This window comes from Spongiibacter taiwanensis (genome assembly GCF_023702635.1).
Taxonomy (GTDB): Bacteria; Pseudomonadota; Gammaproteobacteria; order Pseudomonadales; family Spongiibacteraceae; genus Spongiibacter; species Spongiibacter taiwanensis.
Genome location: NZ_CP098455.1, coordinates 3195654 through 3215039 on the forward strand (window position 1 = coordinate 3195654; position 19386 = coordinate 3215039).

The 19386-nt window shown below is 56.7% G+C and carries 23 protein-coding genes; 12 read left to right on the forward strand and 11 right to left on the reverse strand.

Translation table 11 applies throughout. The annotated features are described in order from the left end of the window. The 3 genes from NCG89_RS14490 to mtnA are packed head-to-tail and all read right to left on the reverse strand — an operon-like array spanning window position 1 to window position 2258. The gene (locus NCG89_RS14490; protein WP_251087275.1) at window positions 1-546 is read right to left on the reverse strand and encodes a 1,2-dihydroxy-3-keto-5-methylthiopentene dioxygenase; all 546 of its coding nucleotides are present in this window, start codon (window positions 544-546) and stop codon (window positions 1-3) included. A 24-nt stretch (window positions 547-570) separates the two neighbouring features. Beyond that, on the reverse strand, window positions 571-1203 hold the full coding sequence (locus NCG89_RS14495; RefSeq protein ID WP_251087276.1) for a methylthioribulose 1-phosphate dehydratase: 633 nt from the start codon (window positions 1201-1203) through the stop codon (window positions 571-573). Then, a complete protein-coding gene (gene mtnA / locus NCG89_RS14500) occupies window positions 1200-2258 on the reverse strand; it encodes an S-methyl-5-thioribose-1-phosphate isomerase (protein ID WP_251087277.1) in 1059 nt (352 codons plus the stop codon). The genes NCG89_RS14495 and mtnA overlap by 4 nt, the downstream gene beginning before the upstream one ends. Window positions 2259-2350: 92 nt before the next feature. On the opposite strand from mtnA, the gene NCG89_RS14505 reads away from it, so the two are divergent. After that, window positions 2351-2800 (forward strand): DUF2489 domain-containing protein, encoded by a 450-nt coding sequence (locus tag NCG89_RS14505; protein WP_251087278.1) that lies wholly within the window; start codon window positions 2351-2353, stop codon window positions 2798-2800. A 16-nt stretch (window positions 2801-2816) separates the two neighbouring features. Here NCG89_RS14505 and NCG89_RS14510 read toward each other — a convergent pair whose 3' ends face one another. The 4 genes from NCG89_RS14510 to NCG89_RS14525 form a co-directional block, all read right to left on the reverse strand. Beyond that, window positions 2817-3422: a TetR/AcrR family transcriptional regulator gene (locus tag NCG89_RS14510; protein WP_251087279.1), complete on the reverse strand. Its 606-nt coding sequence runs from the start codon at window positions 3420-3422 to the stop codon at window positions 2817-2819. 13 nt (window positions 3423-3435) lie between these two features. After that, window positions 3436-4323, reverse strand: coding sequence for an E3 ubiquitin ligase family protein (locus NCG89_RS14515; RefSeq protein WP_251087280.1), 888 nt, complete (start codon window positions 4321-4323; stop codon window positions 3436-3438). 14 nt (window positions 4324-4337) lie between these two features. Next, window positions 4338-4910: a LemA family protein gene (locus tag NCG89_RS14520; RefSeq protein WP_251087281.1), complete on the reverse strand. Its 573-nt coding sequence runs from the start codon at window positions 4908-4910 to the stop codon at window positions 4338-4340. Window positions 4911-4991: 81 nt separating this feature from the next. Next, a complete protein-coding gene (locus NCG89_RS14525; protein WP_251087282.1) occupies window positions 4992-6002 on the reverse strand; it encodes a cysteine synthase A in 1011 nt (336 codons plus the stop codon). 226 nt (window positions 6003-6228) lie between these two features. Here NCG89_RS14525 and NCG89_RS14530 point away from each other — a divergent pair, with 226 nt between their 5' ends. Further along, window positions 6229-6798, forward strand: a complete 570-nt coding sequence (locus tag NCG89_RS14530) for a sigma-70 family RNA polymerase sigma factor (protein WP_251087283.1) — start codon at window positions 6229-6231, stop codon at window positions 6796-6798. Further along, window positions 6795-7487, forward strand: coding sequence for a ChrR family anti-sigma-E factor (locus NCG89_RS14535; protein ID WP_251087284.1), 693 nt, complete (start codon window positions 6795-6797; stop codon window positions 7485-7487). The genes NCG89_RS14530 and NCG89_RS14535 overlap by 4 nt, the downstream gene beginning before the upstream one ends. A gap of 172 nt (window positions 7488-7659) precedes the next feature. Here NCG89_RS14535 and NCG89_RS14540 read toward each other — a convergent pair whose 3' ends face one another. The 3 genes from NCG89_RS14540 to NCG89_RS14550 form a co-directional block, all read right to left on the reverse strand. Further along, window positions 7660-8547: a GGDEF domain-containing response regulator gene (locus NCG89_RS14540; protein WP_251087285.1), complete on the reverse strand. Its 888-nt coding sequence runs from the start codon at window positions 8545-8547 to the stop codon at window positions 7660-7662. Between the two features lie 3 nt (window positions 8548-8550). Beyond that, window positions 8551-11160 (reverse strand): hybrid sensor histidine kinase/response regulator, encoded by a 2610-nt coding sequence (locus NCG89_RS14545; RefSeq protein ID WP_251087286.1) that lies wholly within the window; start codon window positions 11158-11160, stop codon window positions 8551-8553. Between the two features lie 167 nt (window positions 11161-11327). Next, window positions 11328-11474 (reverse strand): hypothetical protein, encoded by a 147-nt coding sequence (locus NCG89_RS14550; protein ID WP_251087287.1) that lies wholly within the window; start codon window positions 11472-11474, stop codon window positions 11328-11330. Between the two features lie 383 nt (window positions 11475-11857). Between NCG89_RS14550 and NCG89_RS14555 the strand changes: the two genes are divergently transcribed. The 7 genes from NCG89_RS14555 to cheD all read left to right on the forward strand — a co-directional run bounded on the left by NCG89_RS14555 (window position 11858) and on the right by cheD (window position 17327). Continuing rightward, window positions 11858-12616, forward strand: a complete 759-nt coding sequence (locus tag NCG89_RS14555; RefSeq protein ID WP_251087288.1) for a sulfite exporter TauE/SafE family protein — start codon at window positions 11858-11860, stop codon at window positions 12614-12616. A gap of 181 nt (window positions 12617-12797) precedes the next feature. After that, window positions 12798-13172 carry a response regulator gene (locus tag NCG89_RS14560; RefSeq protein WP_251087289.1) on the forward strand — a complete coding sequence of 125 codons (375 nt, stop codon included), beginning with the start codon at window positions 12798-12800 and terminating at the stop codon, window positions 13170-13172. A 1-nt stretch (window position 13173) separates the two neighbouring features. Then, the gene (locus tag NCG89_RS14565; protein ID WP_251087290.1) at window positions 13174-15255 is read left to right on the forward strand and encodes a chemotaxis protein CheA; all 2082 of its coding nucleotides are present in this window, start codon (window positions 13174-13176) and stop codon (window positions 15253-15255) included. A gap of 15 nt (window positions 15256-15270) precedes the next feature. Continuing rightward, window positions 15271-15795 (forward strand): chemotaxis protein CheW, encoded by a 525-nt coding sequence (locus NCG89_RS14570; protein WP_251087291.1) that lies wholly within the window; start codon window positions 15271-15273, stop codon window positions 15793-15795. Between the two features lie 32 nt (window positions 15796-15827). After that, on the forward strand, window positions 15828-16250 hold the full coding sequence (locus NCG89_RS14575) for an STAS domain-containing protein (protein WP_251087292.1): 423 nt from the start codon (window positions 15828-15830) through the stop codon (window positions 16248-16250). After that, window positions 16240-16716 (forward strand): hypothetical protein, encoded by a 477-nt coding sequence (locus NCG89_RS14580; protein WP_251087293.1) that lies wholly within the window; start codon window positions 16240-16242, stop codon window positions 16714-16716. Before NCG89_RS14575 ends, NCG89_RS14580 begins: the two co-directional genes overlap by 11 nt. 26 nt (window positions 16717-16742) lie before the next feature. Continuing rightward, window positions 16743-17327 (forward strand): chemoreceptor glutamine deamidase CheD, encoded by a 585-nt coding sequence (cheD, locus tag NCG89_RS14585; protein ID WP_251087294.1) that lies wholly within the window; start codon window positions 16743-16745, stop codon window positions 17325-17327. A gap of 158 nt (window positions 17328-17485) precedes the next feature. Here the strand turns inward: cheD and NCG89_RS14590 are convergent, their stop codons facing one another. Next, window positions 17486-18337 (reverse strand): HDOD domain-containing protein, encoded by an 852-nt coding sequence (locus tag NCG89_RS14590; protein WP_251087295.1) that lies wholly within the window; start codon window positions 18335-18337, stop codon window positions 17486-17488. Between the two features lie 168 nt (window positions 18338-18505). On the opposite strand from NCG89_RS14590, the gene NCG89_RS14595 reads away from it, so the two are divergent. Together NCG89_RS14595 and NCG89_RS14600 are read left to right on the forward strand one after the other, a co-directional pair. Continuing rightward, a complete protein-coding gene (locus tag NCG89_RS14595; protein ID WP_251087296.1) occupies window positions 18506-18865 on the forward strand; it encodes a response regulator in 360 nt (119 codons plus the stop codon). 48 nt (window positions 18866-18913) lie between these two features. Further along, a complete protein-coding gene (locus NCG89_RS14600; protein WP_251087297.1) occupies window positions 18914-19381 on the forward strand; it encodes a hypothetical protein in 468 nt (155 codons plus the stop codon). The last annotated feature ends 5 nt before the right edge of the window (window positions 19382-19386 follow it).

The following is a 19386-nucleotide window of genomic DNA, read 5'->3' on the forward strand; positions in this document are numbered from 1 at the left end:
TCAGGCCTCAATGCGTGAGTAGTGATCGGCAATGGCGCTGCCGGTGTAGTGGGCAACCCAGCCGTCGGGGTTGTTAAAGAAGCGGATGGCCACCAGGTCGGGCGCTGGTCCCAGGTCAAACCAGTGGGGCGTGTTCGCCGGCACGCTGAGTAGGTCGCCCTTTTCACACAGCACTTCAAATACTTTATCGCCAATGTGCAGGGCAAACAGGCCCTGACCCTGAACAAAGAAGCGAACCTCGTCTTCACTGTGGGTGTGCTCTGATAAGAACTTTTGCCGCAGCGCGTCCTTCTGGGGATTATTGGCGTCCAGGCTGATCACATCTACGGTCTGGTAGCCTTCTTCATCGACCAGTTTGTCGATTTCCCGTTGATAAGCGGCGATGACAGTGTCGGATTCTGCGCCGGCGACGATATCGTCCCGGGTTTGCCATTGTTCAAAGCGCACACCAACCTCACCCAACTGGGCGGCGATAGCCTCAGGCTCGTTACCTTGCCAAATTGCGTCCTGGTGATTGGTATCAACAAAAATGGTCAATGTGGTCATGGGGGCTCCTGTTGAGACGGGCGATTAACGCGGGCGATGTCGCAGAGTTTCCAGCTCGCAGGTAAGCAGAAAATCCAGCGCTTCCAGGCGGTGCATGCAGTTATCCAGTGTATCTGCCCAGCAGTAAATGCCGTGGCCGCGAATCAAGTATCCGGGGCAGCTTGGCTGATTTGCCAGGTAGCCATCCACTTCGGTGGCGAGGGCGGCAATATCCTGGGTATTTTCAAATATCGGGATGACTAGCTGGCCCTCGTGGGTGGTGACCCCGGCAAAGGCCTTCTGTAACTCGTAATCCTCCAGGACTACTTCGGCTTTACCAGTCAGTAGGCGCGACAACACCGTGGCTTTGGGCGAGTGGCAGTGAAGCACAGCGCCAATGTCGGCAAAGCGGGCATAGAGCTGGGTGTGCAACAGGGTTTCGGCGGAAGGATTGCCCTCACTGAGCGGTTTTCCTGCCAGATCCACTGCAATAAAATCGGTGAGCGCCAGTCGCCCCTTGTGTTTGCCCGACGCCGTCAGGGTGGCACTGCTGTCGCTCAGGCGCATTGAAAAGTTGCCGCTGGTTGCCGGCACCCAGCCGCGCTGGTAGAGCGCTTCACCGGCAGCGGCGAGGGCAATGGCCTGCTGGTAAAAGCGTTTGCTGTCTATCGCCGTCATTGATCGGTTTCCTGTCGCGCTGCCGCTAAGTGGGCGAGCACCTTGTCGCGGGTGGGGCTGCGAATCACGCCATGCTCGGTGACGATGGCATCGACCAGCTCGGCTGGGGTGACGTCAAAAGCGGGGTTGCTGCAGTTCACCCCCTCGGGGGCAATCGGCCGATCACCCTGGTGGCTGATTTCTGTTGCTGGGCGCTGCTCGATCGGAATGGCGTCGCCATCAATCTCGCCATCAAAGGTTGAAATTGGCGCGGCGACCATGAATTTTACGCCGTGGTGTCGGGCGATGATTGCCAGATTGTAGGTGCCAATCTTGTTGGCCACGTCACCGTTGGCAGCAATGCGGTCAGCGCCGACAATCACCCAGCCCGGTTTATGCTGGCGCATCAATTGGGCCGCAGCGCCCTCAATGGCCAGGGTCACGGGGATATTGTCTTGCATGAGCTCCCAGCTGGTGAGCCGTGCACCCTGAAGCCAGGGCCGGGTCTCACCGGCAAACACCCCGGTGATATTGCCGTCCCGAAAGGCCGAGCGAATGACGCCGAGGGCAGTGCCGTAGCCGCCGGTGGCCAGCGCGCCCGCGTTGCAGTGGGTGTAGACCTGCTGGGGGTGGTCGAGTAGGGTGGCGCCGTGGTCACCGATGCGGCGGTTAATGTCGAGGTCTTCCCGGTGTAATCGCTGAGCCAGCTCGATCAAGTGGCGGGGAAGCGCCGTACTGGTATTGTGGCGGGCAATGGTGTCATCGCAGCGGGCCAGCGCCCAAAACAGGTTGACGGCGGTGGGCCGGGATTCGGCCAAAAGATGTCGGGCCGGGGCGAGGGTGGCTTGCCAACCCGCTTCCCCCGGGCCTTCGCTGGCGGCGAGGGCTGCCAGGGCCATACCGTAGGCGGCGCTGATGCCAATGGCGGGCGCGCCGCGGACGACCATATCCTTGATGGCCGCGGCAACACCTGCCGCATCGCGGTAGGGCAGGTACGTAACCTCGCCCGGCAGGATGCGTTGATCCAGCAGGTGTAGCCGATTGTCGCGCCAAAGGATGGCTTCCGGTGTGCTCACATGGTCTCTCCCATTTTTAGGGCGGCCATTATAATGCAGGGGGTGCGGCTTGCCGATGGCAGTCGGGATATTTACTGAGTATGTGGAGAGTAATGGTGACGAATTGGTGGTGGCTGCTGGCCGCAGCAGTGGCGGTGGTCGGCGTCCTGGCGGTGATTGCCGGGCGGTTGTTATGGCAATTGCGCGTGCAGCAGCGGGCCCAGCAGCAGCGGGTAAACGAAACCGCGCTGCAGGCACAGGACGGCATCCGGGTGCTGGCAGGGAGTTATCTTGCCGGACAAGTGGAATCCAGCGAGGTGTCTCTGCGCATTGCGGTATTGTTAGATCAACCCGGCGTTGCCAACGAGGTAAAGCAGCGGGGTCAGCCCTTTGTGGGACTGGCTGGGGAGTTGGCACATATTCCCACCCATCAGGCCTGGAAAGACCTGCCCGCTGATCAGCGCCGGGCATTCAGGGCGCAAATGGAAACGTTGGAATCGCGCTATCAAAGCGCGTTAAAGGGAGCGGCTGAAGAGCTGCTGGCGGTGCTCGGCCAGGACTAGTGCAGTGGCTTTCAGCTCACTTGGTCGAGAGCTTGCCGGCTTGGTAAAGGGCATTGAGGCCGTTTACCAGATTCTCTTGAAACTGCATTTGCGCTTCTCTGTTTTCGCTGCTGAGCGGATTGGTGTGAAAAATGGATTCGTGCAGCGGTGCCAGGGTAACGTAGCCCAGAATCATGCAGTGAAAGGCCATCACCGTTGGTGCCGTCAGCCACTCCACACTGGGATCATCGGCGGCGCGGCTGGCAAAGGCAAAAAAGCGCCGATACCATTTTTCACTGATGAGCTCCAACGTTTCGTCCTTGGCCAGAGTGGCGTACTGAACCAGCCGCGCGGCGTTGGGGTTGTCTGCCAATAACGCCAGCACCTGCTGCAATTGCTGGCGGGTTTCGCTGAAGTCGGCAGCGGCATTAAGGTGTTTGGTCGCCTCGGCCAGGGGTGTGAACAGGGAGTCGCACACCGCTTCATAAATCGCCAGTTTATTGCGGAAGTGCTTGTAGATGGCGGGGCTGCTAACCCCCACCGCAGCCGCGATCTCGCTCACCGACGTCGCGGCAAAACCTTGCTGGGCGAAGAGGTTTTCCGCCGCGGCCACAATCTGCGTTTTGGTGTTGGTTCGGCTCATGACGATGTCGGCGTTATGCCCCCCAGGTTGCCTGGCTAATTTGCCACACAAGCGCCGCCAGTGCAGCAAGGCTGACCAGGCACAGGCCGAGGGCCTGCCAGCGAAAGCGGCGGCTGAGTACCTTCGGATCGGAGGTGGCAATAATATAGGGGCGGCGGCGATCACCGGTGGCGGCCATGCTATGAATGACGGTTATGGGCGGGCTGTTATCGAGCTCCCGGCGAACTTTGCGCAGGGCTTCGGCCCGCGCCAGTTCCCATTCGGCCAGGTCGAGTTGGCCGTCGCCGTCCCGGTCAAAACGGTTCAGCAGCGACTGATAGTTTTGCTTCCACTCGTTGAGAATGCGGCCTTGGGCCTCACTGGCCAGGGTTTCCGGGTTGGGTGGGTGATGGCTGCCGAATTCGCCCAGTGCATAGATTGGATCGTCGTGCTGAAGCAGCTCCTCGGTAAAGCGATAGCGACCGCCGAGGGAAAAAAGGCTCTCGGCAGCCTCCGATGCAACGGGGAGGCGACTGCTACCCCGCCATTGCTTACGGCGGTGACTGCGGACCTCCGCCCCCTCTGGGAACAGAAAGCAAGTACCGGTGCCGTCTTCCATCATAAAGGGCGCGTCGCTGCTGCCTTTGCGGAGTACGTGCCAACGGCTGTTTTTGCCGCTGCGGCGATATTCCTCCACCTTAAAACGGTACCACAAGCAGGGGGTCTGACTTAGCGGGCTGAATACGGGAACGCCGCCGTCTTCTTTGGCAATACCGATCAGTTCGACGTAGCCCTGGTGGGCTGAGCGAATTTTGGAAGTGGGGGTGTCTTCAATAATTCGTGCCCGGCGCAGGCGGGCAAAACTGGCGCCGCCGCTAGCTAAGGCAACCACCCCACTGAAGGCCAAGGCCAGGTAATCCATCGGCCATGAACCGCCTAGCTGAACAGGGCTTTGATATCGACGTCGGCCAGTTCTTCTTCCCGAAAGCTCAGCAGGTCAAAGGCCTGGAAGTTGAACAGTCGGGCCACAATCACGTCGGGGAACTGCTCAATGCGGACATTGTTATTGTTTACCGCTTCGTTATAGACCTCGCGACGGTCGGCGATGGCGCTCTCCAGCCCGGAAATTCGCTGCTGTAGCTTGGCAAAGGCGTCGTCGGCTTTCAGCTCGGGGTAATCTTCGGCGACGGCAAACAGGTTACCCAGCCCCAGGCGCATTTGGGTTTCCGCAGCGCCGAGGGCTTTGATGTCGCCGCTGGCCTGGGCGCTGGCGACCTGCTGGCGGGCTTCGATCACCCGGGTCAGGGTTTCCTGCTCGTAGCCCATGTACTGCTTGCAGGTTTCGACCAGTTTGGGCAGTTCGTCGTGGCGCTGTTTGAGGAGCACATCAATGTTGGCAAAGTTGCGCGACACGTTGTGCTTCAGGTTGACCAGCCCGTTATAAATGGTGATCACGTAGATCAGCAAAAAGATGATAATTCCCGATACAACAGCGAGTCCGATCAGCATGGGCGGGTTCCCTCGGTTATGCTGGGGCGGCGCAATGGTGCCGTCTGTGCGCCTGAGTTTGGTTGAAAGCGGATAGCGCGATCAATTGCGCATCCAGTCGGGGGCCGGCAGTCCCATGTTTTCCAGAAATACCGGGTTGAACAGCTTGCTCTTATAGCGGTCGCCATAGTCGCAAAGGATCGTGACGATCTTGTGGCCGGGGCCAAGTTCCCGGGCCAAGGACACCGCGCCGGCAATATTGATTGCCGAAGAGCCGCCAAGACACAGGCCCTCGTGGCGAAGCAGCTCGAAAATGTATGGCAGGGCATCGCGGTCGCTGATCTGGTAGGCCTTATCAACCTGGGCCTGGCGAAGATTGTCGGTGATCAAACTGATCCCGATTCCCTCGGTAATCGACCGGCCGTCGCCGGCCAACTCGCCGGTGGTGTAATAGCTAAACAGCGACGAACCCTGGGGGTCAGCAATGCCGATGGTGACATCGGGGTTGTGGGTTTTGAGCGCTCGGCTCACCCCAGCCAGGGTGCCGCCGGTACCCACTGCGCAGATAAAACCGTCTATCTTGCCGTCCGTCTGGGCCCAGATTTCCTGGCCGGTGGTCTGCTCGTGAATGCGAGCGTTAGCCAGATTGTCGAACTGACGTGCCCAGATCGCGCCATTGGCCTCGGTCTCGTTGAGCTGCTCAGCCAAGCGGCGGGCGGTGTGAATGTAGTGGTTGGGGTCGTTGTAGTTGGTAGCGGGCACCAGGCGCAGATCAGCGCCATACAAATCGAGCAGCTCAATCTTCTCCCGGCTCTGACTTTGGGGCATCACCACCACGCTTTTGTAGCCAAGGGCGTTGGCGATCAGGGTCAGGCCGATGCCGGTATTGCCAGCGGTGCCTTCCACAATGGTGCCACCCGGGCGCAGGCTGCCATCTGCTTCGGCATGGCGAATAATACCCAGTGCTGTGCGGTCTTTAACGGACCCGCCCGGATTGAGGAACTCCGCTTTGCCGTAAATTTCGCAGCCAGTGAGTTCAGAGACCGACTTGAGGTAGATCAGGGGGGTGTTGCCGATCAGGTCCGGCATCGACTTGGCGAGACTGAGGGTCATGGGGTACTCCATCCACTTATAGTTCAATGGTATATCCGCACTGTGGCAGGGGCAACGACCTAGGCATGCTAAGTGAATGATTTTGCGGCGCTATCGCAGCCCCAGGGCTACAGAAACCGGCGCAGGTCTGATATTTTCTCAAAGCCTGAGTCGGGAGGGCCTTCGGTAAATACCTGCTGATCCACCCGCTGTGCAGGAACGTATTTCTGGTTATTGAGGTCAATTGATGGCAGATAACGCCACCGGACAAGAGCAAGCTCCCAGCGGAAAGTTCTGGGCCGAGTGCATGGAAAAGATTGCGCAGGAGCGGGATAAGCGCAGTTTTTTGTTGCTGTTCGACCACTTTTCTCCCCGGGTTAACGCCTATTTACTGGGGCAGGGGGTGGACAGTGCCACCGCCGAAGATATCACGCAGGAAGCGCTTTTGGCACTGTGGAACAAGGCGCATCTATACCGCCCGGAAAAGGCGGCCGTCAGTACCTGGCTTTTTCGCGTTGCTCGAAATCTATGGATAGATAAATTGCGTAAGCAGCGCGGCATTGCCTATGAGCAGGACGATCGGCTGGCAGATGAGCTGACGGAAGAGCCAACCATGGCACCCGATGGCGATCGTTTGCGAGCGGCGATGGAAGCCTTGCCTGTTAATCAGGCGCAAGTGGTGTTCAAGTCGTACTACGAAGGCAAAAGCCACAGTGAAATTGCTGCGGAAACCGGCATGCCACTGGGCAGCGTAAAATCAAGTTTGCGGTTGGCGATCAAGGCCTTCCGAGAGCAGTTTGGAGAGCAGGGCGAATGAGCCAAATACAACATCACCCCAGTGACGATACCCTGGCCAGCTACAGCGCTGGCGCGCTGCCGGCAGCGTTGGCGCTGGTGGTGGGGTGCCATTTGGAGGAGTGTGGTCGGTGTCGGCGAGAACTGAGCGCCCTGGATGGTGTCGGCGGTGAGCTGCTCTCTGCGCTTGCGCCAAAACCCCTTTCGGAAACAGCGAAGGCGCGAATGCTGGCGCTGCTGGATGAGCAGACAGAAGGCTTTCCTGGCAGTGGCGACCTCGATGGCAACGGCGCGGGGGAAAATACCCGTGCCGAGAAGCCGGTGGCGCCAAGCAGCGTTCCGCGATTGCTTGCCAAACTGACGGGCAGCGATGATCTGGATGCATTGCCCTGGAAGACGGTAGGGCCGGGGGTCCGCCAGATCGTGTTGCATACAGGGGAAGGCAATTCGCGGCTGCTGCGAATTGGCGCTGGTCGCAAGATGCCGGTGCACAGCCATCGGGGCAGTGAATTAACGATGATTCTGCGGGGCGGTTACAGCGACGTTATCGGTAAATTTAATGCTGGAGACGTGGCCGATCTGGACGCCAGTGTAGAGCATCAGCCGATAGCTGATGCGGACGAAGATTGTATCTGCCTGGCGGGAATGGATGCACCGTTGAAATTCCAGGGCTGGATCGCGAAATTGATGCAGCCGTTCGTTGGCATGTAATTTCTGATTATCAGCGGTGTTTCAGGGGGCGCTCAAATTCTGGGCGCCCTTTTTGTATCTGGCGATTTTTCCCCGGCATGCTTCCTCGGCTTTTGTTGTGATCCAGTGTCACCCTTCACAGGGTGCTACGCGCACCGCAAGCGGTGGCTGATTGAATCGGGGGTGATCGGCGTTAGATCGTCACGATGCGATTCCGACCCGAGGCCTTGGCGTTATACAGGGCTTCATCCGCGCGCTGGAACAGGCGGTGTTGATCTTCTTTTTCCGCATGGTTGCACTGGGCCAGACCGATACTGATGGTGAGCGGGATGCTCAGGTCGCGGTTGACAAAGGCCGGCTGGAATTGCACCGCTGAGCGAACCCGTTCGGCAATGCCCCAGGCTTCTTCAATGCCGGTGTTGGGCAGCACCACCACAAATTCCTCACCACCATAGCGGCCAACCTGGTCATATTCCCGCAGATTGTTGTTCAGGACCGTGACCAGATGCTTCAGGGCGATATCGCCGATGCTGTGGCCATGGGTGTCGTTGATTTTCTTGAAGTGATCGATATCGAGCACCATCAGCGACAGGTTAGTGCTCTTGCGGCGGGATTCAAGGATCGACTTGTGGAACAGCTCATCGATCATGCGGCGGTTCCAACATTGGGTCAGCGCATCCCGTGATGCGAGCTGGTTTAAGGTTTGCTCCAGTCTGACAATGCGGCTACCGGCAGCAATACGAACCTTCAATACCCGGTGGTCAAAGGGTTTGCTGACAAAATCATCGGCGCCAGACTCCATCGCTTCAACAATGGCTTCGCTACCTTCTTTGCCCGTTAGCATGAGGATGTAGAAAAACTGTCCGTCGCTGCGATCGCGAATGTTCTTGCACAATTCCGGGCCGGTCATGCCAGGCATCGACCAGTCGATAACCAGCAAGTGAGGGGGGTTTTTTCCTTCTAGGTGTTTCAGCGCCTGGTGGCCGTCTTCTGCGACTACTGGCACAAAGCCCCATTCCTCTAGCGCGGCACAGACTGCCAGGCGGGTGATGGGGTCATCATCAACAAGCAAAACATCCATAGTTTACAGGCCAGTCGCTTCTTTAAGCTCAGTGATTAGCTGATTGAGACGAAGTTGACTGTCGTGCCAGCTCTCCTGCCATTGTTGTGTGGGTGCACTAATCGCCAGTGATTCCAAGTGGGCTATCTCTTTGTAATAGTCACTGATGACGAAGTTCCCTAACGCGCTTTTCAGTCGATGAATAGCCTGGGACAGTGCCTGCGGATCACCCTCCTTCTGGGCGTCCTCAATGCCACTGAGCATTTCTGGTAGTTCGTCCAGAAACAGCTGGGCAATGGACCGCATCAATGCGGTGTTGTTCCGGGTGATGTCAATTAAACGGCTTTTATCAAGGACCATATTGTTCCGACCAGTCTCCTCATTTGCAGGGCGTTGAGCGCGGGTGGTTTCGGATACATAATCCATCGTGCCACCTTCAATTTTGTTTATTAGCTGCGCCGGGTCGATGGGCTTGGCCAGATAATCACTCATTCCTGCGGAAAAGCAGCGCTGATCATCGCCACGCAGCGCATGCGCCGTCAACGCCACTATAGGAATAGGATGCCCGGTTTTTCCCTCAATTTCACGAATTTTCTCTGCTGCTTCAAAGCCGTCCATCACCGGCATCTGAACGTCCATCAGGATCTGGTCATAGTGGCCGTTGCGAAAGGCTTGTACGGCGGCCAGGCCGTTGTCGACCACCGTCAAGTGGTGCCCTCTGGCGGATAAAAGATCCAACAGCACCCGCTGATTGGTCTTGTTGTCTTCGGCCACCAGAATCGACAGGGGCACGGGCGCCAGATCATCCAAGTTAGTGCTTGACTGGAGAATGCGGCTGTTAAACAGCTCGTCGCTGGCATCCTGTGGCGCGCTATTGGTAGTGGCTTTCGGGTTGTCGCCAATGTGAGCATTGGCCTGAACGGGGATGGCCACGAAAAAGCGGCTTCCCTTACTGACCTGGCTCTCCAGCCACACCCGTCCTTTCATCAGTTCGCTCAATTTGGCGACGATGGTCAGCCCCAGACCGGTGCCGCCGAAACGGCGTGTGGTGCTGTTGTCGGCCTGAGAAAAAGCTTCAAAAATGGAATTCTGCTTTTTAAGCGGAATGCCAATGCCGGTGTCAGCGACGCAGAATTGCAAATCTCCCTGATCGTCATTTATCCGCGTGTAGGATACTTCTAGGGTGACACTGCCACGCTCAGTAAATTTTACCGCGTTGGCCAACAAGTTGTTCAGAATCTGTTTGATGCGCACCGGATCTGCCACGACCCAGTCGGGAACCGGCCCCTGATTTTTGCGGGTCACAGTAATGGGGCGCTCACTCACGGCTGTCTTGGCTTCTTCAATCAAGTCTTTTGTCAGCTCGCTCAGGTTGAAACGCGCCGGATTGATGAAGAGTTTGCCTGCCCGCATTTTGGACAGGTCCAGGATGTCGTTGAGGATCACCAGCAGTGATCGGGCAGAGCGGCGAATGATGTTGAGATATTCCTGCTGACGAGCATCCAGGGGGGTGTTGCCCAACAGGGTGCTGATCCCCAAAATGCCGTTCATGGGGGTGCGAATCTCGTGACTCATGTTGGCCAGGAAATCACTCTGTACCCGGCTTTTTTCTTCGGCGCGGACACGCGCTTCTTCCAACTCCCGGGTGCGCTCGGCAACGGCTTCTTCCAGCGTAGCATTGTAGCCACACAGACGGTCCATGATCTTGTTGAACGTGGTCGCGAGGGTAACCAGCTCCTGGCTGGGCGCGCTTTCAGGCAAACGTCGGTCCATGTGGCCATTGTCAATCTGCTCTGCAATCTCGGCCAGTGCGGTTAAAGGTGCGTGTATCCGCCGTGAAAATACCAGTGCCATGCCCAGCGCGATTAAGGCAATCAACACTGCCAGTCCGGCCATTTGCGCCAGTTGGCCCTTGGCTGGACTGATGATTTCCTCCAGACTCTTGCTGGCCACCACGGTGGCCCCCAGTGAAGGAAGGGCGTACTGAACGCGAAATACCTTCCCGGTTTCCTCCTTCTGGCTTGGGCGTTTAGCTGTCGAAGAGGTGCTTTCGAAGGTGTCCGGCTGTTGGCTGACCAGTGTCACTTCGCCTGAGCGGCCGAAATGAAGTGCATCTCCGTGGAGGAGCAGGTGGTCGATGTTGCTTTGCACTTGCAAGCTACCGTCACCCAGAGAGCGCGATTGGACAATGTAATGACTGCCTTCCTCGCTCTTGCGGATGATCGCCTGAGTGGATGTTGAGGATGCAGCGGCGTTAAAGCTGACAGGACTGCTGCTGGCGATTAGGGAGCCATCGGCGGAGTGGAGCAGCGCAACCAAGCTGGGATTGAGGGTGCCCAGCTCACGCTGGAACAGCGCGATAGCAGTGGCTGTGGTGGTAGGCGCCTCGCTGAAAAGGTCGGGGATGAGCGCGTGTAAATCGTCGTTTTCGGCAAGGTGGGCAAGGGCACTGACAACGCTGTTGTGGGCGGCTTCCAGTTTGTGCCCTTGGACTTCAGAGATTGACTCGAGCTCGGAAATGGCACCAGCTTTCAGCACGGTCACGGTGTTGGAGTAGTTGAGAACACCGAGGAAAATAATCGGCAACAGCGCGAACAAGCTCAGGCTGAGCACCAGTTTTCTGAACAGCGTCATGCAGTGAACAACTCCGGCGGTTAGGCTTTGCCTAGGGTAATGTAAAGTGCAGGGGAGCAGTGCTGGGGCTTGCCGAAGGAGCTTAAGTAAATGCCCTTACTGGTGCTTGCAGACGGGTTTGGCGATAGCGGATGAGAAAGGCCACAGGGCTGCTGTGGCCGGTCCTGTCATTGGCTGAGTGCGGCGGCGCTGAGAAGGAGTACCACGGTCAGGGCGAGGGCAGGCATGAGGCCGATGCTGCTGCTGGAGGCCGCAACCAGGGCGATATTTGCAATCAGGGGGACAAACAGGTTCACGCTGCGAGACTTGGTCATAATTTTCCCTACCTTGTTATAAAGTGTTCGGTGAACACCCGTTATTGTATTAGGTACCGGCAAATGGGCGATGCGAAGTTATACGTATCCTTTTCATGTTTAGTTGAGTTGCCCTAAACTTGGGCGGCTCCCGCGTCCTGCTTTGTTGATCGTGCGCAACCCCTTTCAATGCGCACTCTCGCCAGCCGTGCCGATGATTATTTGAGTGCCACTCAAATAATCATCGGCACGATTTATACTGCCGTTGTTAGGGCGGATTGTCACGAAAATAATGCTCGTGTCATAGTGGTTTTGTTGTGATTTGCGTTGCACTTTCCACTGTGGTTGCCATTTAGAGAGTGCACGAAACGCGGCGATACCGATGGATTTATTGAGAGATGAATATGCAGCTTGATCCCGCTTATGTGGTGATGCTCTTGGTGGTTGGCGGCATCGCCGGCGTGGTGAATACCCTTGCTGGGGGAGGCTCCAACCTGACGCTACCCGCGCTGATGGTGATGGGGTTGCCCGCGGATATTGCCAATGCGACCAATCGGGTGGCGGTGCTGCTGCAATCCATTGCCGGGGTAAGAGGCTTTCGCGAACATGGCCGACTGCCCACGACTGACCTGAAAGCCATCGTGCTGCTGACGCTGGCGGGATCCCTGTTCGGTGCTCTGTTGGCGGTTGCCCTGCCGGTAAGTGTGCTAAAGCCGATATTGCTACTGGCAATGCTGTCTATGGCGGCAATCATTCTGTTCTTTCCCGCGGTGGTCGTTCCCGAGCCGGGCACGCCGGTGCGTCGTGTGGCCGATTCCTGGCAGTCCAAGGGCTTGCTGTTTGCGGCCGGGGTCTATGGCGGCTTCGTCCAGGCGGGGGTGGGGTTTATTTTGATTGCTGCGTTGGCTGGTAGCCTGCGCTATGACTTGATCCGAACTAACGCGCTGAAAATGCTGTGCACCGGATTCTTGACTGCCCTGGCATTGGTGGTCTTCGTGTGGCAAGACCTGGTGGCCTGGGGGCCGGGTTTGGTGCTGGGCTTGGGGAGTGTAATCGGGACGCGCTTCGGCGTGTCGATGGCCGTCAAAATTGATCAGAAGTACCTGAAATGGTTTCTGTTCATTATGACGCTGGTCGCCTCCGCCGCGGCCATGTTTTTTTGATTATCTGTCCTCGCCGCGCCGTGGCCCCGCCAATGGCGCAGATCGCTCAGTACAATTACGAATAGGACCAAACCGGCCCGGAATATCTACTAGAGGCATCTAAAAATGCGGTAAAAAATCTAACAATTAGAGTAAGTGGTTGTCGGTTTTTGCTGCAAGGTAAAGGGTGGTGCACAACCTCATGGCCAGCATTCTTGCAGTCGATGATTCTCCTTCTATGCGTCAGTTGGTGGCCATGACGCTGCGGCGCGCCGGCCACGATGTCGTTCTTGCCGAAGATGGCCTGGATGCCATTCGGGTCGCATCAGACCAGGATGTAGATCTGGTTATTACCGACGTTCACATGCCCCAGATGGATGGGATTCGTTTGATCCGCGAGCTGCGCGGCATGCCGAGCTATCGTTTTACGCCCATCCTGGTGTTAACCACCGAGTCGGCGGGTGACATGAAAATGGCAGGTAAAGAAGCTGGCGCAACAGGTTGGATCGTAAAGCCGTTCAATGCCGATGCCTTGCTCAAGGTGCTTGACCGGGTGCTGGAACCGGCGAGGGGTTGATATGGCACTCGATATGGACATGAAAGAAATCCACAGCATCTTCTTCGAGGAGTGTGCCGAGGGGCTGGAAATCATGGAGGCCGGGCTGTTAACGCTCAGCCCCGGCGAAGCGGTTGACCCCGAAGGAATTAACACCATTTTTCGTGCGGCCCACTCCATCAAGGGCGGCGCGGGCACATTTGGCTTCTCCGCCATTTCCAGTTTTACCCACGGCGTCGAAACTCTGCTGGATCAGCTGCGCAACAACCAACGCTCGGTGTGCGAAGAGCTGGTTGAGGTGTTGCTCGCTTCTGTGGACGGTATCCGCAGCATGGTGGATGCGTTGCAGGGCAGTCAGGATTTTGACCAGAATGCGATCGCCCAAACCCAGGCTCGTATTGACGCACTGTTGGCGGCCGATGCGTCGGCAGCACCAGAGAAGGAAATGCAGCAAGCGGTTACGAAAGCAGGCGGAGCGGGGTGGCGAATTCAATTTGCTCCCAACGTCGATGTACTGGTCACCGGCAATGAGCCAGCTCGCATTTTCCGGGAGCTGGAATCCCTCGGCGAGCTGTCGGTATGCTGTCATACCGAGGCCCTACCCGACTTTGATCTGCTCGACCCGGAACAGTGTTACCTCAAATGGGACCTTGAATTGCGCGGTGAGGTCAGCAAGGCCGCGGTGATGGAGGCCTTTGACTGGGTTACTGGGCAGTGTCAGCTTGCGGTTGAGCCCCTCGATGGCGTGATCGAGCAAGCTGATTCTGTCGAGCCCCCCTCAGCACCTGCTGTTGCTTCCGAGGAGGCAACGACGGTCATCAATGCTGCCGCGAATACAGTGCCCGCCAATACGCCACCGGCAAAGCAGGCAAGTGCTGGCAAGGACGCGGGTTCTATCCGGGTCAGTATCGACAAGATAGACGCACTTCTAAATCTGGTTGGTGAGCTGGTCATTACCCAATCCATGTTGGCCCGCTTCGGCGACGGCGATCAAAACGATCCCAAAACCCAGGGCCTTCGCGATGGCTTGCTGGTGCTGGAGCGGCATACCCGGGAGTTGCAAGAAAGCGCCATGCAAATTCGCATGCTGCCCATTGGTGCCAGCTTCAGCCGCTTTAAACGCCTGGTACGAGACCTGAGCACCAAACTGGGTAAAAAAGTCGAGCTGAAACTGTCTGGCGAAAACACCGAGCTGGACAAAACCGTACTGGAGAAGATGAGCGACCCGCTGGTCCATCTGGTGCGCAATTCCCTGGATCACGGTATTGAAATGCCCGATGTACGCCGGGCTGCAGGCAAACCCGAAACCGGTACCTTGCACCTCAGCGCTTACCACGAGGGTGGCAATATCGTGATTCTGGTTGAGGACGATGGCGCCGGTCTCAATCGCGATCGCATTTTGAGTAAAGCGATTGAGCGTGGTCTGGTAAAAGAGGGCGAGTTGCTCAATGACGAGCAGGTGTACAACCTGATCTTCCAACCGGGCTTCTCCACCGCCGAGCAAGTCAGTGATGTTTCCGGTCGTGGTGTAGGGATGGACGTGGTGCGTCGCAATATTACCGATCTTGGCGGTCGCATCGATATCAACTCACGGCCCGGCAAGGGCTCGTCATTGAAAATTCGCCTGCCGCTGACCCTGGCCATTCTCGATGGCCAGCTGGTTCGTGTTGGCGAGGATATTTACATCTTCTCGCTGTTGTCGATTGTTGAAACCGTATTGGCGTCACCGAAAGATGTCAGTCACGTGGTGGGCAAGGGCGATGTTTATCGCCTGCGGGATGAATATATCCCGGTTATCAGCTTGCGGGAGGCCTTTGCCAGCGTTGCCGGCCAAGCGGCGAGTACCCGGGAGGGGATCGACGGTGAGCTGTTGGTGGTGGTCGAGTGCGATGGCGAAAAAATGGGGCTCTTTGTTGACGAGTTGCTGGAACAGCAGCAAGTGGTGATCAAAAGTCTTGAGGAGAATTACATTGCCGTCAAAGGCCTGTCAGGTGCGACCATTCTCGGCGACGGGAATGTGGCATTAATTATCGATGTACCCGGCCTGATTCAAGATGTACATCAATCGATCGCCAGCCGCGGCACGCAAATTAAAGCGGCGTAGCTAGAGGAATAGACAATGACACAGGAATCCGGAAATACCATGGCGAGCGATATGCTTCATGCGGACAGCAATCAGTATCTGACATTTTTGCTCAATGGCGAAGAGTACGGCGTTGAGATATTGCGGGTACAGGGTATTCAGGGGTGGGATAACGTTACGCCCATTCCCAATTCCCCTGGCTACGTGCTGGGGGTCATGAATCTGCGCGGTGCTATCGTGCCGATTATTGATCTGCGCAAGCGCTTTAATATGCCCACCCTGGATGTCGGTCCAACCACCGTGATTATCGTGGTGCGAGTAGAAAACAATGACCGATCCCAGGTGATTGGCATGGTCGTTGACGCGGTATCGGAAGTGTATCGGCTGGATCAGGAATCGATTCAGGATTTTCCCGAGATCAATTCCGCGGTGACCAGCGACTTTATCAAAGGGTTGTCTACAGTTGATGACAAGATGCTGATCCTGCTCGATGTCGATAAATTGCTATCGATCAGAGATATCGCCGCTGAGCAGAGAAGTCTGTCGGCGGCGCTGGTCTAAGTTATACCGTCCAGCGGTAACGGAGGTAATCCATGGCGCAAGAAGAGTTTGTGATCTTGCTCGGCGAAGAAGACAGCAACGCGCCGGCTGCAGAAGCATCGGTAGCTGCTCCTGCAGAAGAGTTCGTCATTCTTCTCGACGAGGCGCCGGGTGAAACCACTGAAAGCGCGAGCCTGCCCTTGCCGGCATCGGCGACCATCGCTCAAGTCAGCGCCTTTTATCAGGTGCTGGCGGAGCACATTGAAGCTGGCCATGAAGTGGTCCTTGATGGCGCCGAAGTGGAGCAGTTTGATACCGCCTTTGCGCAGCTGCTGATGGCGGCCAGCAGAAAATGCGCCCAATTGTCTCGGCCTTACCGCATTGTTGAAGCAAGTCCGGCTATGGTCAATGTCTGCGAGCGCATCGCTGTGGCCACGCAATTATTGCAGGAGGGCGGCGATCAACATGCAGCCTAAAGTGCGATATCAGTGCAAGCGGGAAACCGGTGTTCCCGGTAACTGCCCGTCGGCAACCATGGCCACCGAGCTGATGGCTGAGCAGTTGCGGGCGGCGGTGACTGACGCATCCGGGGATGTTGGCGCGATGTCCGCGCTGCTGGAGTCGTTAATGGCACAGCAAGCCGGCAATGATGAATCACCGGAACTTACCGAGGTGGCATTTCAAATGATCAGTCACTTACAGTTCTTCGATTTGCTGAGCCAGCGTATTCAGCATATTGCCAATGTGCTTGATGCTATCGCCGGCGCTGACGGCTTGCCGGGGGAGATGCTGCCCAGCTTTGATGTACTGGTTGCACTGCTCAAACAACAGTATAGCTGCGCCCAGGAGCAGAATCTGCACAAGGCTTTTCTCACCAATCGCACTGCGGGCTGCCGCTTGGCAGATGATGATTTCCCATCCCTTTCATTTGATATCAACTGAAGGGTTCAATAGGTAGCGGTAAAGCGGTGTCAAATTATCCGGGGATACACAAGCATTGGGATGGACTCCATAACGTCTACGCCATGCGGGTGTTACCGGGGCAGTATTACGTCACCCAATCCGACAGCGAGATGATCAGCACGGTTCTGGGTTCCTGTATCGCGGCCTGTATTCGCGACACCCGGCTGAACATTGGTGGCCTGAATCACTTTATGCTGCCCGAGTCGGGCGGGGATGACAGCGCGGCAACCCGCTATGGCTTGTATGCGATGGAGCACCTGATCAACGATATTCTCAAGCTCGGCGGTCGCCGGGAAAATCTTGAAGTTAAAGTCTTCGGCGGGGGAAAAATGCTCCGCGGCATGACCGATATTGGCAACAAGAATATTGTGTTTGTTCGGCAATTCCTTGCCACAGAAGGGCTTAACATTGCCGCGGAAGATCTTGGTGGCGAATTCTCTCGCAAGGTGAATTACTTTCCCACCACCGGCCGGGTGTTGGTAAAGCGGCTTCGCTCGATGCATGCCTCCACGATTCAGGCCGAAGAGCAGGCCTATTCGAAGACCCTGAAAGAGCAGCCCAGCGGCGGCGATATCGAGCTGTTCACCTGATCGCACTTGGGTGTCAGAACTTGCGTATCACTTTGCGCATGCTGATAGCGGGCGTAGTCGAAGCGCGCCGGGGTGAAGCATCCGACGTGCTATGACTTCGAATAAATGTGCGTCGGGCGAAAGTACGACTATGGCCCCAGAAGAGACGTGTTGCTGGTTTATTGCTGAGTAAACAGGGCGAGTAACTCCTGGGTGTCTTCCTTAGCCGATGTGAGAAAATGGCCAAGCGCATCAGCCTGTATGCCGAGCACGGTCCAGGTCTCGGGCGCCACCGGCGGCGCAGAACTCCAATCATCGGTCTCCAGTTCCACCAGCACCGCCAGGCTGCTTGCCAAATGAACCAGGTATACCAGTGACGGGGCATTGTCGATGCGTTCGGGGTGGTGGTGACCGTAAATACAGCACTGCAGAATGTCGGGAAAGCCCCATAACCTGGCCACGGCGAGCCCGACATCAGTGTGGTCGAAGCCAAACTCTGCAAACTCGGCGGCAAAGGTTTCGCGGCCGTCGGATTCATCCAGGCTGCGCCACAGCGCCTGGCGCGATTCCTCTGGGCAGCGGATAAATAAAACCAGCTGACCAATGTCGTGCAGCAAACCCGCAGTAAAGGCGGCATCGCGACCGGGGAGCTTTAAATGGTCTGCCACGAGTCGGCAGAGGGTGGCGCAATAAAGGCTATGGCGCCAGAAATCCTCCACTGAGATCAATTCGCTCGGCAGTCCAGCAAAACTGGAAGCCAATTCGAGGCCCATGACAATTTGCCGCGCCTGGCGGGTGCCGACCCGGGAAATCGCCCGATTCAGTGTGTCGATATCACCGCCGCCGCCAAATAGGGCGCTGTTGGCAACTTGAAGTAACTTGGAGGTCAGTGCCGGGTCAGCTTCGATAATTCTGGCGGCGTCATCGAGAGAGGCGTTTTCATCTGCTAAAACCTTATCGATGCGCAGGGCAACGTGGGGTAGAGATACCAGGTTGGGAACGTCTTGTAGCAGTTCATCCAGCGATGTCATTGGCCGTGCCTGTTATGGAATGCTAAGTGTCGCGAGACGCCTTAGAGAATGTGGTGAAAAGGACCTGGTCACAATAGGTAGTATTAGCGATTTGAATTAGATCACTGCTAGCCAATGATGCACGGTAGGTAAGTAACTAAAGTTGATCTAACGAGTGATAATAGTCTTATGAATATTCTAGTTGTTGACGACAGTACAGCCATGCGCAACATGATTATCAGAACATTGCGTCAGGCGGGTTTTGGCGGTCACGATGTCAGTCAGGCAGAAGACGGCGCGATTGCGCTGGAGGCTATTCGCAAGTCTACCCCAGATTTGGTGCTTGCCGACTGGAATATGCCAAATATGACCGGCATTGAATTGCTTGAGGCGCTCAAGGAAGAGGGCATCAAAACCATCTTTGGATTTATTACCACAGAAGCCACCGCTGAAATGCGGGCCAAAGCCTCCGCAGGGGGTGCAAAGTTTCTGATTTCAAAACCTTTCTCTGTTGAGTCATTTGAAAAAGTGCTCGGCGCAGTGATGTAAGCGTCTCGGTCGAGGCATTGCGGTAATTCGAATAATAGAGGTTGTATCATGGCTGGTTTTCTGGTGCCCGACGTCGACGACGTTGTAGAGATGTTAAGCATGTTGTTCGGCGGCGACGTTGATGCAACTCCAATCACAGCGACACCCGATGCCCATTGTTTCTGCGGCAGCTTTATTGATGACGGCGGTGCGTTGACTTCATTGTGTGTTGCCAGTTTGCCATTCGTGGGCTATTCCGGCGCAGCACTGTCGATGATGCCAGCCGGTGCCGCAAAAGACATGATCGACGAAAATGACCTCTCAAAAACCCTGTTGGAAAACTTCTATGAAGTCATGAATGTCTGCTCGCGACTGTTCATGTCTGACAGTTCTCCGCATCTCAAGCTCAGCGCGGTGCACAAGCAGGCCGATACGCCGGCCAAGATCGCCGAGCTGGGTGCGCCGCGTCTGCAGCGCGCCTTTGATATTGCTATCCCTCGCTATGGCAAGGGACAGCTGTTCTTCCTTACCAAGTAACGCCG